The organism is Streptomyces sp. TRM68416 (genome assembly GCF_014596915.1).
GTDB lineage: Bacteria > Actinomycetota > Actinomycetes > Streptomycetales > Streptomycetaceae > Streptomyces.
Map to the genome: position 1 here is coordinate 130,561 of NZ_JACVWU010000021.1, position 13,934 is coordinate 144,494.

The 13,934-nt window shown below is 73.6% G+C and carries 11 protein-coding genes; 3 read left to right on the forward strand and 8 right to left on the reverse strand.

Annotated elements, in window-relative coordinates:
- Positions 1–6 precede the first annotated feature (6 nt).
- Genes ICC28_RS29790 through ICC28_RS29815 form a run of 6 tightly spaced genes read right to left on the reverse strand, consistent with a single transcriptional unit; the run spans position 7 to position 6,006 of the window.
- Positions 7–1,371: an NAD(P)/FAD-dependent oxidoreductase gene (locus ICC28_RS29790; RefSeq protein WP_188291841.1), complete on the reverse strand. Its 1,365-nt coding sequence runs from the start codon at positions 1,369–1,371 to the stop codon at positions 7–9.
- A 2-nt stretch (positions 1,372–1,373) separates the two neighbouring features.
- Positions 1,374–2,204 (reverse strand): ABC transporter permease, encoded by an 831-nt coding sequence (locus tag ICC28_RS29795; RefSeq protein ID WP_188291842.1) that lies wholly within the window; start codon positions 2,202–2,204, stop codon positions 1,374–1,376.
- Positions 2,201–3,019, reverse strand: a complete 819-nt coding sequence (locus ICC28_RS29800; protein WP_188291843.1) for an ABC transporter permease — start codon at positions 3,017–3,019, stop codon at positions 2,201–2,203. Before ICC28_RS29800 ends, ICC28_RS29795 begins: the two co-directional genes overlap by 4 nt.
- Entirely contained in the window at positions 3,016–3,954 is a 939-nt protein-coding gene (locus tag ICC28_RS29805; protein ID WP_188291844.1) for an ATP-binding cassette domain-containing protein, read from the reverse strand. Before ICC28_RS29805 ends, ICC28_RS29800 begins: the two co-directional genes overlap by 4 nt.
- Before the next feature lie 53 nt (positions 3,955–4,007).
- Complete coding sequence (locus ICC28_RS29810) at positions 4,008–4,277, reverse strand: acyl carrier protein (RefSeq protein ID WP_188291845.1); 270 nt, start codon at positions 4,275–4,277, stop codon at positions 4,008–4,010.
- 46 nt (positions 4,278–4,323) lie between these two features.
- Positions 4,324–6,006 carry an AMP-binding protein gene (locus tag ICC28_RS29815; RefSeq protein ID WP_188291846.1) on the reverse strand — a complete coding sequence of 561 codons (1,683 nt, stop codon included), beginning with the start codon at positions 6,004–6,006 and terminating at the stop codon, positions 4,324–4,326.
- 149 nt (positions 6,007–6,155) lie between these two features.
- On the opposite strand from ICC28_RS29815, the gene ICC28_RS29820 reads away from it, so the two are divergent.
- Together ICC28_RS29820 and ICC28_RS29825 are read left to right on the forward strand one after the other, a co-directional pair.
- Entirely contained in the window at positions 6,156–7,763 is a 1,608-nt protein-coding gene (locus tag ICC28_RS29820; RefSeq protein ID WP_223189832.1) for a (2,3-dihydroxybenzoyl)adenylate synthase, read from the forward strand.
- Between the two features lie 3 nt (positions 7,764–7,766).
- Complete coding sequence (locus tag ICC28_RS29825) at positions 7,767–8,588, forward strand: 4'-phosphopantetheinyl transferase (RefSeq protein WP_282703007.1); 822 nt, start codon at positions 7,767–7,769, stop codon at positions 8,586–8,588.
- Here ICC28_RS29825 and ICC28_RS29830 read toward each other — a convergent pair.
- Entirely contained in the window at positions 8,543–9,757 is a 1,215-nt protein-coding gene (locus ICC28_RS29830; RefSeq protein ID WP_282703022.1) for a cytochrome P450, read from the reverse strand. The genes ICC28_RS29825 and ICC28_RS29830 overlap by 46 nt on opposite strands.
- A 202-nt stretch (positions 9,758–9,959) precedes the next feature.
- Here ICC28_RS29830 and ICC28_RS29835 point away from each other — a divergent pair, with 202 nt between their 5' ends.
- Positions 9,960–11,201 carry a cytochrome P450 gene (locus ICC28_RS29835; protein ID WP_188291849.1) on the forward strand — a complete coding sequence of 414 codons (1,242 nt, stop codon included), beginning with the start codon at positions 9,960–9,962 and terminating at the stop codon, positions 11,199–11,201.
- Between the two features lie 171 nt (positions 11,202–11,372).
- Here the strand turns inward: ICC28_RS29835 and ICC28_RS29840 are convergent, their stop codons facing one another.
- A complete protein-coding gene (locus tag ICC28_RS29840) occupies positions 11,373–13,745 on the reverse strand; it encodes a BTAD domain-containing putative transcriptional regulator (RefSeq protein ID WP_223189840.1) in 2,373 nt (790 codons plus the stop codon).
- Positions 13,746–13,934 lie beyond the last annotated feature (189 nt).

A 13,934-nucleotide genomic window follows, 5' to 3' on the forward strand; every position in this document is an offset into this window, starting at 1 on the left:
GGGCGCTCAGCCGGTGACCAGGCGCTCGAAGTCCTGGCGGGTGGGTCCGACGTGGTCGCGCCGGAGGTCGGGGTGCTCGCGCAGGAACGCGAGAACCCGGCGGGCCACCTTGCGGTCCCGCATCAGCTCGGCCGGGGTGAGCAGCATGTGGTAGACGCGCTCGGCGGCGACGCGCACGTGCGCGTCGTCCTCACGCAGGACCGCGAGGGCGGTCAGGACGCGCGCGGTCAGCGAGTCGTCGTGTGCCCCGCCCGCGAGTTCGGCGAGCCGGGCGGCGTCGGTGGCGACCTGCTGCTCGAACCAGAGCCCCAGGCACTCCTCGGTGGCCTCGTGGGTTTCCAGGGCCCACTGGGCCGGGTCCTGGTCGAGGCGGCCGAGTCGGTCGGCGACGGTCCTGGCGTGCGCCAGGGCGAGGGACACACCGCGTCCGAAGGTGGGGTTGGTCTGTACGCAGGCGTCGCCGACCAGCGCGTACCCGGTGACCAGCGGGGTGCCGTCGGCGACCAGCGACCGGCGGCGGTTCTCCAGGCCGGCCATGGGCAGCGGCCCGCCGACCGGCGTGGCTCCGTCGAGCCAGTCGCGCACCGGAGCCACGCTCTCCAGGAACCGCAGATAGACCGGGAGTTGCAGGAGCCTGGTCCGGACGGGGTCGTGGGAGGAGACGGTGGTCGACAGGTGGAAGCGGCCGTTGTCGCCGGGGAAGGCCAGCACGGTGGCGAAGTCGAGTTCGTGCACCACCGGGGCCCGCAGCGACGGGAACCGGCAGCCCGGCGCCAGCGCGAACTCCTGGGCGATGTAGGAGAACCCGCAGGACTGGACGGTCTCGCGGGGCGGGGCGGCGCCGATCTCGGTGAGCCAGGCGGCCACCGGGGACCGGCGGCCGGTGGCGTCCAGCACCACGTCGGCGGCCAGGTCACCGCTCTCGGCGAGGCGCACCCCGGACACCTGGGGGACTCCGTACGGTGCCGGACCGCTCAGCAGGCCGGTGGCCCGGTCGCGCAGGAGGGTGACCGCGGGGTCGGCCGCGGCCCGGCGGCGCAGCGCGGCCTCGAAGACCAGGCGGCGGCTGAGCAGGCCGAGGTCGTCGCCGCCGGTGTCCAGGGGCACGGCGACCGCACCGCGGCCGGTCAGCTCCGCCAGCACGTCGGGGCATTCGGCGCGCAGCACCCCGATGCCCAGCCCCAGCAGGGCGTGCCCCTGGCGGGCGTGCGGCACGCCGCGCCGCTCCCAGTCGGCCACCTCGGTGTGGGCGCCGCCCTCGGGGGGCGGGCCGTCCCGTTCGACGAGCGTGACCCGGTGTCCGCGGCGGGCGGCGAAGGCCGCGAGCCCGAGGCCGGCCACTCCCGCACCCAGTACGACGATGTCGGCCACGGTCAGCCGCGCTTCACGAGCATCGCGAACCGGCGCGTGGCGACGGCCGTGCAGACCGCCGTGACGCCCAGGGTCCAGGCAGCGGTCCCGAGCACCGGGGCGGTCAGTGCGCCTTGGTGGGAGAGCCCGGCGAGCGCGTCGGCCGCCAGCGAGACGGGGTTGACGCGCACCACCGGCTGGATCCGGTCCGGGAACGCCTCCAGCGGCACATAGCCGCTGGACATCAGGGTCAGCACGAGCGTGGGCATCTGCACGTAACGCACGATGATGCCGGGGTGCTGGGCGACGAGGGCGACGGCGACGGCCAGCGCGCTGCACATCATCCCGAACAGCGCCACGATCCCGAAGAAGCCGAGCGCCGCCAGCGGCCCCCGGGAGAACCGGAAGCCGACCGTGTGGGCGATGAGCGTGACCAGGACGGCCACCCCCATGATCCGTACGAAGTCGCCGCCGATGCGTCCGAGGACGTAGGCCCGCATGTCCAGCGGCATCGCCCGCAGCCGGTTGAAGACCCCGCTGCGGATGTCGCTCCACAGGGCGATCGCCGTGGTGAGGACGGAGGAGAACGCCGTGGTGAGCACGATCAGCGGGGCGAGCCGGCGCACGTAGTCGACGTCCTGGGTGTCGCGCACCAGCACGTCGAAGGCGGCCAGCAGCATGAAGAGCTGGAGCAGCGGGAAAGCGAGGGTGACGATGATCATCATCCGGTTGCGGACGAACTGGCGGAGCACCCGCCCGGCGATGACGACGGAGGCTCCGGCCAGCGTGGCCGGGGCGGGCGAGGGGGACGGCCGCACCGACGGTGCGGCCGTCCCCGGCGACTGCGCGGTCATCGGATGGCCACCTTCCTGAAGGCGACGGTCGTGGTCCAGGAGAAGAGGGCGAGCAGGCCCGCCACCCAGGCGAGGCCGGGCAGCGTCGCGCCCCAGGTGAGGTCGGCGGTCGACAGGGCGCGCAGCGCGTCGATCACTCCGGACACCGGGGAGGCGCTGACGACCGGCTGGAGCCAGCCGGGGAAGAGGTCCGCCTCGACGAAGCCGGTGGAGAGCACCAGCAGCGGCAGGTACGGCAGGTGGAGCACCGCGCTGAGCGCCTCCAGGTTGCGCAGGCGCAGCGCGATGGTGGCCGTGGCCAGCGACAGGGCCACGGTGAACGAGACAGCGAACAGGACGAAGCCGAGGGCGGCGAGCGCCCCGTGGTCGAAGCGGAAGCCCGCCAGGTACCCGGCGAGGACGAGGGCGAGGCTGGACAGCAGGCCTTGCAGCGCCACCACGGCCAGGTGCGCCAGGCTCATCGCGCGCATGTCGACGGGGCTGGTCAGCAGGCGGGAGAAGACGCCGCTGGAGCGGTCGGCGGCCAGGTCGGTGGCGCTGCCGATGGCCACGAACATCAGCGCCTGGACCAGGACGGTGGGCGTGACGAAGCGGCCGAAGTCGATGCCGCGTTCGTCCAGCATCCCGGCGAAGGTGCAGTAGAAGATGGCGAAGAAGAGCAGCGGCTGCACCACGGTGGCCACCAGGCCCCCCCGGGAGAACGAGCGCACCCGCAACCGGTCGAAGAGCACCTGGAAGTCGTGCTGCCAGCCGGCCGGCCGGCCCGGGGGCGCCGGGGCGCCGGGCACCGCGGCGACGCCGGGCGTGGCGGTCATCGGGTGGCCTCCTTCTCCATCGGCTCGGTGAGGGTGAAGAAGACCTCGTCGAGCGTCGGCTTGGTGACCTCTATGTCGGCGATCCGCAGCCCCTTGCCGTCCAGTTGGCCGAGCACCGCGCCGACATCCTCGGGACGCGCCACGGGCACGGCGACCTTGTCGCCCTCGGCGGTCACGCCGGGCAGGCCACCGAGGGCCTGACGGGCCGCTTCGGCCTCGGCGGCGCCGGCCAGGGTGAGGCGGCACATGAGGCCGCCCACGTCGAGCTTGAGCTCGTCGGAGGAGCCGTCCGCGAGGACCCGGCCCTTGTCGATGACGACGATGCGGTCGGCGAGCTGGTCGGCCTCCTCCAGGTACTGGGTGGTGAGCAGGACGGCGACGCCCCGCGCGGCCTCGGCCCTGACCATGTCCCACAGGAGTTTGCGGCTGCGCGGGTCGAGGCCGGTGGTCGGTTCGTCCAGCACCAGCACCGGCCGCGGGACCACCAGGCTCACCGCGAGGTCGAGGCGGCGGCGCATGCCTCCGGAGAGGTAGCCGACGGGGGTGTAGGCCGCCTCGGCCAGCTCGAACCGGTCCAGCATCTCCTGCGCCCGCTGCTGGGCCTCGCCCTTGCCGAGGCCGAGGAGCCTGCCGAAGAAGACCAGGTTCTCGCGCGGGCTGATCTGTTCGTCGAGCGCGGCGAACTGCCCGGTGACGGCGATGTTGGCGCGCACCAGGGACGGGTCGGTCCCGGGGTCGTGGCCCAGCACGCGGATGGTGCCGCCGTCGGGTTGCAGCAGCGTGGTCAGGCAGTTGATGAGGGTGGTCTTGCCCGCTCCGTTGGGGCCGAGCAGGCCCACCACGGTTCCGGCCGGTATCCGCAGCGACACCCGGTCGAGCGCGGTCTGCTCACCGAACCGCTTGGTGAGCTCCGACAGGACGATGGCCTCGGTCATCGTGGCTCCTTCATTCCTTCATGACGTCGTCGTGCTCGGGCCGGTGGTGTCGGTCACGACGGCGTCCGGGTCTCGACCTGGCTCAGGACGTAGGCGACCACCTGCTCGGTGGTCTGGATGGCCCGTCCGGTCTGCTCGTCGATCGGCGGCAGGTCGAAGTCGTCCTCGATCGCGAACGCCATCTCCAGCAGGGCCAGGGAGTGGAACCCCAGGTCCTCGACCAGACGCATGTCTTTGCCCGGCTCGAACCGCTCCCGCTCGGGGGCGAGTTGCTCGATGATCGCGAGCACGGTCTCGCGCACCTCTTCACTGGAGTAGGACATGTGGTCTCCTGTTCTGGGCCGGTCGGGCGGTGAGAGGAGGGGCCGGTCAGGCGGGGCTGTCGGCCGCGGCGGACACCGCGTCGAGGGCGCGCTCCTGGCTGAGGCGCTGCCACAGCCGACGGCGGCGGCTCTTGCCACTGCTGGTACGGGGGATGGCGCCGCGGGGCACCTGGGCCACGTGCCGGCGGGTGCCGGGGCAGGCCGCGGCGAGCACTTCTTCGGCGACCTTGGCGGCCCGGGTGTCGAGTCCCTCCAGAACGGCCACCGCGTGCGGCTGTCCGTCCGCCTCGCCGAGCACCACGCAGACCCGGCTCAGGTCGAGTCCGGCCCGGCCGAGCATCAGCTCGACGTCCTCGGCGAAGAGCGAGCGGGCGTGGACCTTGACGCTGTCGCCGAGCCGGCCCAGCACATAGAACTCACCGGCCAGTTCGAAGGCGACGTCGCGGGTGAGGAGCCGTCCGCCCGCGAAGGCGGTGCCCTCGGCGGAGCCGTCCGTGAGGTAGCCGTCGGCCAATGAGGAGCCGGTGACGGCCAGTTCACCGACGTGGCCCTCGGGCAGCGGCTCCCCGTCCTCGCCGACGACCCGCACCGTCAGCCCGTCGAGTGCGCGGCCGCAGCTCATCACCTGGACCGTCGCCCGGTCCGTCCGCCCGTCCGCGAGGCTCACCTGCGCTCCGACCCGCAGCTCGTCCCGGTGCACGAGGACGGAGCGCGGCTCCTCCTCGACGGGCACTCCGGTGACGGCGAGGGTGCTCTCGGCCAGCCCGTAGGCGGGGGTGAGCGTGTGCGGGTCCAGGCCGTGCGGGCGCATCAGCTCCGTGAAGCGGGTCACCAGCGCGGGGTCGATGCGTTCGGCCCCGACGATCACCGCCCGGGTGCGGGAGAGGTCGGCGCCCTCCAGGTCCGCGTGGCCGACCTTGTCCACGATGCGCTTGAGGCCGAACGCCGGGGTGGCGGTGATCGTGGCGGGCCGCTCGACCCGCTTGGCGTCGAACCGGGTGAGGTAGACCAGCGGATGGCGCAGGAACGTCTCGGGTCTGCACACCGCCAGCCGGTTGTTGCCGGAGACAGGCACCACCAGGCAGCCGATGAGCCCCATGTCGTGGTGCATGGGCAGCCAGGAGCACCAGGAGTCGTCGCGCCCCGCACGCTCCCAGGCACGGATCGCGGCGGTGTTGGCGTCCAGCGCGGCATGGCTGACGCGCACGCCGCGCGGGCGGCCCGAGCTGCCCGAGGTGAACTGGACGAGGGCCTGTTCGACGGGGTCCCGCCGACCGGCTTCGGCCGCGGCGAGCTCCTCCAGGAGCAGCACGCGGGCCCCGCTCCCGCTCCCGGTCCCGGTCCCGGTCCCGGCGAGGACGTCCACCGCGTAGTCGTGGTGGGCGGCGTCGGCCACCACGGCTCCGGCGTCCACCGCGGTGACGACGGCGCGAACGTGGGCGCGGGCGGCCTCGCCCGACATCCGGGTGGGCGGCGCCAGCACGCTCACCACGCACCCGGCGGCCTGCACCCCGTAGAAGGCGGCGACGAGATCGGGGCCGGTGGAGCACAGCAGCGGCACGACCGCCCCGCGGGGCACGCCCCGCGCGATCAGCCCGCCCGCGATCCGGCCCGCCGCGTCGGCGAGTTCGGTGTAGGGCCGGTACGTGTGGGAGGCCTCGTCGAACATCTCCACACCGGTGTCGTCGCGGGGTGCGTCGAGCCAGTTCAACGTACGGGGTCGACTCATCCATCACTCCTTGGCGGGGTGCCCCGGGGACCGGGATCTCGTTGGCGACGCTGGTGACGATAGGAGCGATCGCGGTGGCGCCCCGCGTCTCTTTCACGGCTCTGTTCGCCCCGGCCGGCGCGGCCCGGTCGGCCGGAACACTGGCGGTCATGGATGAGTTCACGCCGTGGAGCGACGAGGACGCCGCCCGCTACCGGGCCGCCGGGATCTGGCGGGGGGTACCGCTGGGCGACGCGCTGACGGAGACGGCACGTACCTTCCCCGACCGGACCGCGGCCGTGGACCGCACGCGCCGCATCACGCACGGCGAGGTGCGCACCGAGGCCGACGCCATCGCGCGCGGCCTGCTGGCCCGGGGAGTGAAGCCCGGGGACCGGGTCATGGTTCAGCTGCCGAACGTCGTCGATTTCCTCACCGTCACGGTGGGCCTGTTCCGGGCCGGCGTCATCCCGGTGTTCGCTCTGCCGGGACACCGGCAGAGCGAGGTACGGCACCTGATCGAGGCGTCCGGGGCGGTCGGTTACGTCACCACCGGCCGTTTCCAGGGCTTCGACTACCGCACCCTCGCCCGGCACGCCGCGTCCCTGCCCGGCGTCCGCACGGTGATCGTGGCGGGCGACAGCGAGGAGCTCACCGCGCTGGACCGGGTCCGGGCCGAGGGCGCCGACGGCGGGCCGCTGCCCGAGGTGGACCCTGCCGGTGTGGCGTTCCTGCTGCTCAGCGGCGGCAGCACCGGCAGGCCCAAGCTGATCCCCCGCACCCACGACGACTACCTCTTCAACATCGACGCCTGCGCACGAGCCCTGGAGTTCGACGCGGAGAGCGTGTACCTGGCGGCGAACCCGGCGGCGCACAACGCCGCCCTGGGGTGCCCGGGGGTGCTCGGCGCGCTGCGGGTGGGCGGCAAGGCGGTCCTGGCGGCGAGCCCCTCCCCCGACGAGGTGTTCCCGCTGATCGAGCGGGAGGGTGTCACCCACACCACCGTGGTGCCCGCGCTCGCGGCGCTGTGGTCCAAGGTCGCCGCGCAGCGGCCGGTGGACATGAAGGGGGTGCTGCTCCAGGTGGGCAGCTCCAAGTTCGACGAGCAGGCCGCCGCGCGCACCCAGTCCGCGCTCGGCTGCCGCATCTCCAACTGGTTCGGCATCGGCGAGGGCCTGCTGACGTACACCCGCCTGGACGACCCGGAGGACGTGGTGCACGGCACCGAGGGCCGCCCCCTGTCCGAGTTCGACGAACTACGCCTGGTCGACGAGGAGTTGCACGAGGTGGAGCCGGGCGCGGTGGGCGAGCTGGTCACCCGCGGCCCGTACACCATCAACGGCTACTGGAACGCGCCGGAGGCGAACCGCACCTCGTTCACCCCCGACGGCTTCTTCCGCACCGGCGACCTGGCCCGGCTCACCCCGGAGGGCAATCTGGTGATCGTCGGCCGCGCCAAGGACGTGATCAACCGGGGCGGCGAGAAGGTGTCGGCCGACGAGGTCGAGGGCCACCTGCGCGGCCACGAGGCCATCGACGACGCCGCGGTGGTGGCCCGGCCGGACGCCGAACTCGGCGAGGCCGTCCTGGCGTTCGTAGTCCCGGGCGGAGGTCCGGGACAGGTGCCTTCCCTGACGGAGATCAAGCGGTACCTGACCGGCAAGGGGCTGGCCGCGTTCAAGCTGCCCGACGAGGTGCGCGAGCTGCCGGTGCTGCCGCGCACCCCGGTCGGCAAGATCGACAAGGTGGCGCTGCGGGCGACGGCAGCCTCCGGTTGACCGGTGGCCGCCGTCTTCTCCGGTACGGGCGGCGGGTCGGCGTATCCCGGGGGAGCCGCCGCCCCCGGCGCACTCCGGGCACTGCTGCCCGCGGGCGTGGCGGCCCGGGACAGCTCCGGGGAGCTGACCGGCCCCGCGCTCTTCGAGGCCGAACGGCGGCAGGTCGCCGACGCGCTGCCCGCGCGCCGCGCGGAGTACGCCACCGTACGGCGGCTGGCGCGCGCCTGCCTGGCCGAACTGGGCGTCCCGCCCGCCGCACTGGTGCGCGGCGCCGACGGGGCGCCCCGATGGCCGGCCGGGACGGTCGGCTCCCTGACGCACTGCCGGGGTTACCGGGCGGCGGCGGTGGCCTGTTCCCGGGACGCCGACGGCCTGGGCATCGACGCCGAACCGTGCGAGCCGCTGCCCTCCCGGGTGCTGGCACAGGTGACCTCGGCGGCCGAGCGGGCCCAGCTCGCCGAACTGGCCGAGGCCCAGCCGGGCGTGCCGTGGTGCCGGGTCCTGTTCAGCGCCAAGGAGGCCTACTACAAGGTCTGGTACCCCGCGACCGGACGCTGGCTGGGCTTCGACGACGCCGAGGTTGCCTTCGAACCCGGCCTGGACACGGGCACCTTCGTGGTGCGGCCGGTGCCGGGCGGCGCGCGCCGGGCCCGCCGGGCGGACGCCGCCTTCGATGCGTGCGCCACAGGCTTTCCGGCCCTGCGCGGGCGGTGGACCGCCGGTGCGGAACTCGTGGTGACCGCGATCGCCGCACCGGCCGGTTCCCTGCCGCGCCGGGCTCAGGCGGGCCGCACCGCCACCGGAATGCTGCGGTGGGCCCAGTAGGGAAAGCGGAAGCCGCCCGCGCTGGGCTCCCACACGCCCTCGCCCGCCGCCTCGATGTCCGCGAACCGGGCGACCAGCCGTTCGAAGACCACCGCCCCCTCCAGCCGGGCCAGCGCCGCGCCGAGGCAGTGGTGCACTCCTCCGCCGAAACTCAGGTGCGGGTTGGGCGACCTGGCCGGGTCGGCCCGGTCCGGCTCGTCGAAGACCCGCTCGTCGTGGTTGGCGGAGGCGAGCAACAGCACCACCACACGCCCCTTGCGGATGGTCAGTCCGGCGATCTCGATCGGCTCCAGGGCCATCCGGGTGGTGGCGTGGATGGGGGCGTCGTAGCGCATGAACTCCTCCAGCACGCTGCCGGCGAGGCCCGGGTCGGCCCGCAGCTGCCGCTGGGTGTGCGGCTGTCGTACGAAGAGGTCGCCGCCGGTGGCGATGGCGTTGGTGGTCGTCTCGAAGCCCGCGTAGTAGACGAACAGCGCGTTGTCGATGATCTCCTCGTCGGTCAGCGGCTCCTCGCCGTCCCTGGCCGCGGCGAGCATCCGCGACAGCAGGTCCTCGCCGGGGCGGCGCCTGCGCTCGCGGACCAACTGGGCTATGTAGTCGCGCAGTTCGACAACGGCCCCGTGCGCCTCGCGCTGCTTTTCCGGCGGGATGAACACCGCAAAGGCCTGGGCGAGCGAGTGGGACAGGCGGGCGATGTCGGCCCGGTCGGGGCGGGGGATGTCGAGCAGTTCGCTCATCACCGTCATCGGCACGGGCACGGCCAGGTCGGCGACGAGGTCGAGGCGCCGCTCGTCGGCGAACCGGTCGAGCAGGCCGTCGACGAGCCGGGCGACGGGCTCGCGCAGAGCGCGCACCATCGCCGGACTGAGCGACTTCACGAGCAGCCGGCGCAGCCGGGTGTGGCCGGGCGGGTCACGGTCGACGACGATGCGCCGCAGGTAGTCGTTGGCCGGGCCCTCGCCCACCGACACCGCCTGGTACTCCTCGGGGAACTCCCGGCCGAGCCGGGGGTCGCGGAGCAGCGCGGAGACCTCCTCGTGCCGCGGGAAGACCCACTGTCCCGGGCCGCCCCGGCAGACCGGGCCGTACGCGCGCAGCCGGCGGTAGACCGGGTAGGGGTCGCGCATGGCGCGCGCGTCGTCCAGCAGGAAGCGCGGCATGTTCAGCACGGTGTCCAACGCTGCGTCACCTCCCGGCACCCTCGGGTGCGCGGCTCGGGTTCCGGTGGTTGCCTGGCCCGCCCAGTCTGCGAGCCCGGTGCCGGGCGCCGTACGGCGGTGAAGGACTGGTGACAGGTTCCCCCGCCCCCGCTCCCGAGCTGTCAGGCTCACCGGCGGACACCACGCGCAAGCCACAGGAGGTGCCGGTCGCATGCGAGAGCTGCCCGTCAAGTTCGACTCCCGCGATCCCGCCGTGGTCGCGGACCCCTACCGGGTGTACGCGGAGCTCCGCACGGCCGGCCGGCTGGCCCGCGGCGCGGCCGGGCAGTGGGTGGTCTCGCACCACCAGGACGTCAGCCAACTGCTCAAGGACCGCCGGCTCGGGCACGAGTACCCGCCGGAGTACCACGAGTTCTCCACGGGGGCGGGGCCCGCGAACGAGTTCCTGAAGCGGATCGTGCTGGACCAGGACGCGCCCGCGCACACCTTCCTGCGGGGGATCATGCAGCGCTCGTTCAGCCCAAGGCTGATGCGCAGGCTGGAGGAGTACGTCACCGCGCAGGTGGACCGGCTGATGGCCGACGCCCTGGACCGGGCGGCGGGCCGGGGCGGGGTGCTGGACGTGGTCGGCGACCTGGCCTTCCCGCTGCCGGTCACGGTGGTCTGCGAGTTGATCGGCATCCCGGACGTGGACCGCGACGCGGTACGTCCGCACGCCGTGGAGCTGGCCAAGGCGTTCGCGCTCTACGTGCCCGAGGAGGAGCGGGCGGCGGCGCACGAGGCGGTGACCTGGCTGCGCGACTACGTCTCGGCGCTGGTCGACGAGCGGGCGAAGCGGCCCGACGACGACCTGGTCAGCAATCTGCTGGCCGCCCGGCGCACGCATCCCGGCTTCGACCGGGAGACGCTCGTCGACAACGTGGTCTTCCTGTTCTTCGCGGGCTTCGAGACCACCACCAACCTGATCTCCACGATCTTCTCCGCGCTGCTGCGCCATCCCGGGCAGTTGGCCCTGCTGCGGGAGCGGCCGGAGCTGGCGGCGCCGGCCGTCGAGGAGTTCCTGCGGTACGACGCGCCGATCCAGGCCACCGCGCGCTATGTGAAGGAGCCGGTGGAGATCGACGGCCGCACCGTGCGCGCGGGCCGCATCCTGGTGCTGCTGCTGGGCTCAGCCAACCACGACCCGGCCCGGTTCACCGACCCCGGACGCCTCGACATCACCCGCGACCCCAACCCGCACGTGAGTTTCGGCGGCGGCGTCCACCACTGCCTGGGCGCGGCACTGGCCACGGTGGAGGGACGCGCCGTGCTGCGGTGGCTCGCGAACGCACCGGCCGTGCCGACCGCGGCGGGCACCGTGGAACGGCGGCCCAGCGTCACCTTCCGGGCCTACCGCAGCATCCCGGTGAGGTTCGAGCCCACCGAACACCCCCGGACAACGCCCACCCCCTGACACCGGCCTTCCGCCCCACCCGCGCGGCCCGGACGATCCCTGCGGCCAAGCGGGTCCGGCGAAGTCGGCCGCGGTTCGGTCGCGCCCCGAAGGAGCGCGGGGAACCGCGCGACCAGCCACGACGGCGCCGCGGACAGACGCCGACCGCTCTTCGTACTTCCGGCGGAGCGCTCAGCGCTCCCCGGAGCGGACGCCCCCGGGGCGGGCCCGTCCCGTCCCCAGGGCGGCGGCGGTGAGCCTCGCGCCCTCCTCCAGCAGGCCGACGTTCCGGCAGGCGGCGGCCAGCCCGAGCAGCGCCGTGCGGTACTCCTCGGCCTCCGGAGAACGGGCGGCCCCGCCCCCGGGCGCACCGACCCCGGCCGTCTCGTAGCGGACGCCGCCCTCCGGCGCCAGGACGAACCGCAGGTCGCGGGCGAGCTGCGCGGCCGGGACATAGAACTCCTCCGGCTCGCACGCGCGCAGCACCTCCACCATCGCGGGCAGTTCGCGCTCGCAGATCTCCGTCGCCGCCTTGCGGCTGTTGATCTCGGGGAGGTGGGGAGCGGGCCCCGGTCCGGCACCGGACCCGCCGTCCGGCCGCCCGAGCAGGAGGCAGCTGCGGGTGGTGACCGCCAGGTGGTGGTCGAGCAGCCGACGGAGCGCGGAGCGCCGCCCGCCGCCGCGCAGGAACTGCTCGAACTCCGCCGCGCCCGTCGTGACACCGGCCACGAGCCCGTGCAGGGCGTAGCGGCCCATGTGGGGCTGTTCGAGAAGGTTCACGTCGAGCAGGCCCTCCAGCAGCGCTTCGGCCTCGACCGGGCCGGTGCCGAGCAGCGCGGCCGCCCCGTACGCGTCCATGCTCGCCTCCGGCACCAGGGCCAGCGCACACAGGGCGTGGCGCTGCGCCTCCGTCAGCGCGTCGAAGGAGAGCTGGAGCACCGACCGGACGCTCCGGTCGCCCGCCTGGAGTTCGGCGGCACGGCGGTGCGGGTCGCCCAGGCGCTCCACCAGGTGGGACAGGGTCCAGGTGGGGCGGCTGCGCAGTTTGGCGACGGCCAGGCGCAGTGCCAGCGGCAGCCCTCCGCAGTACGCGATGAGCCGTTCCGTCGCCTCGGACTCCGGTTCGCCTCCCAGCAGCCGCTTGACGAGTTCCCGGGAGTCGCCGGAACTCATCCGGGAGACCAGGCAGGGCTCGATGCCGTCGAGGCCGTAGAGGCGGCGGCGGCTGGTGATGAGGGTGAGGGAACCGTTGCCCGGCGGCAGCAGCGGCACGATCTGCGCCTCGCTCGCGGTGTTGTCGAGCAGCAGCAGCACCTTGGAACCGGCCAGCCGGGCGCGCCACATGGCCATCTGGCTGTCCAGGTCCGCGGGGATGCGCTGCGTCTCAACCCCCAGTGAGCGCAGCAGCACCTGGAGCACCTCGGCGGGTTCGCGGGGGCGTTCACGCGGACTGAAACCGTGCAGGTCGACGTAGAACTGGCCGTCCGGGTAGTCCGGGGCCAGCCGGTGGGCCGCATGCAGGGCGAGGGCCGTCTTGCCGATGCCGCCCATGCCGTCGACGCAGATCAGCAGCGGCCCCGGGCCCTGGGAGCCCGCCCTGGCGATCCGCAGCAGGGTGTCCGCCTCCTCCCGGCGGCCGACGAAGTCGGTCAGCGCGTGCGGCAGGGTGCAGGCGGCCTTCACGGGTTCCTTCCGGACGCCTGGCGTCAGAAGGTGTCTACCCGCGTCGAGTCCGGTGACGGCGGGCTGCTCGTAATAGCGGGCGGGGACCCCGGAGTGCAGGTAGGAGAACGCGTCGCCGCGCAGCACCGCTTCGTGCACCTGGGCAAGCGAGCGGTCGGGGTCGATGCCCAGTTCGTCGCGGAGCAGGGTGCGTATCTCGGCGTACTCGGCGAGCGCGTCGGCCTGCCGCCCCGAGAGGGACAGCGCGAGCATGAGCTGTGCGCGCAGATCCTCCGCGAGCGGGTGCTGCGCCACGAGGTCCCGGAGGTCCTCTATCACCAGCGCCGGCGGCGACGAGCGCAGCCGCAGCGAGATCAGTTCCTTCTGGACCGCGAGCCGCCGTTCCTCCACCACGCGTGCGGCCGCGCGGATCAGGCCGTTCTCCAGTTCGTCGCCGTCGACGACGTCGGCCGCGACCTGACCGCGGAAGAGGGACAGCGCCGCCTGGAGTTCCTGGATGAGCGGGATCGCACCCGCTCCGCCCTCCGCGAGTTGGCGGGTCCGCAGGCGGCGCTGGTTGAACTCCACCAGGTCGGACTCGGCCGCACCGACGTTCAGACGGTAGTTGGGGCCGTCGGTGAGCAGGTAGGCCCCCGCGCCCGGTATCGCCTGGCGGAGCTGGGCGACCGCCTTGCGCACCTGGTTGGAGGCGGTCGCCGGGCAGCACGAGCCCCAGACGGCCTTGGCGAGGCGGGGAGTGCTGAGCACTTCGCCGGGGGACAGCATCAGCACGGTGAGCACGCGGCGTGCCACGGTGCTGGGCAGGCGGGCGGGCACATCCCCGCAACGCACCGCGACCGACCCCAGCACCTGGAAGCGCAGACCCTCTGCTTCGGCGATCATACGGTCGGCTCACAGCACGCGGACCGAGACCGAACCTTCCGCCGTTCCCCCGCGAGGGTGCCTGTTTCCAGCCCCATGCCCTCCCCTAAACCGCCTGAACCACGCGGGAACAACCGCCCTGCCCCCGTCGGAGACGGCCGGGGCAGCCCGCACAGGAAGACAGATACGGCAACCTCGATGATCACCGAT

Bases quoted from the DNA above. Each gene is read 5' to 3' on its own strand.
- ICC28_RS29795 (WP_188291842.1), bottom strand. From the start codon at position 2,204: ATGACCGCGCAGTCGCCGGGGACGGCCGCACCGTCGGTGCGGCCGTCC.
- ICC28_RS29800 (WP_188291843.1), bottom strand. From the start codon at position 3,019: ATGACCGCCACGCCCGGCGTCGCCGCGGTGCCCGGCGCCCCGGCGCCC.
- ICC28_RS29805 (WP_188291844.1), bottom strand. From the start codon at position 3,954: ATGACCGAGGCCATCGTCCTGTCGGAGCTCACCAAGCGGTTCGGTGAG.
- ICC28_RS29810 (WP_188291845.1), bottom strand. From the start codon at position 4,277: ATGTCCTACTCCAGTGAAGAGGTGCGCGAGACCGTGCTCGCGATCATC.
- ICC28_RS29815 (WP_188291846.1), bottom strand. From the start codon at position 6,006: ATGAGTCGACCCCGTACGTTGAACTGGCTCGACGCACCCCGCGACGAC.
- ICC28_RS29820 (WP_223189832.1), top strand. From the start codon at position 6,156: ATGGATGAGTTCACGCCGTGGAGCGACGAGGACGCCGCCCGCTACCGG.
- ICC28_RS29835 (WP_188291849.1), top strand. From the start codon at position 9,960: ATGCGAGAGCTGCCCGTCAAGTTCGACTCCCGCGATCCCGCCGTGGTC.
- ICC28_RS29840 (WP_223189840.1), bottom strand. From the start codon at position 13,745: ATGATCGCCGAAGCAGAGGGTCTGCGCTTCCAGGTGCTGGGGTCGGTC.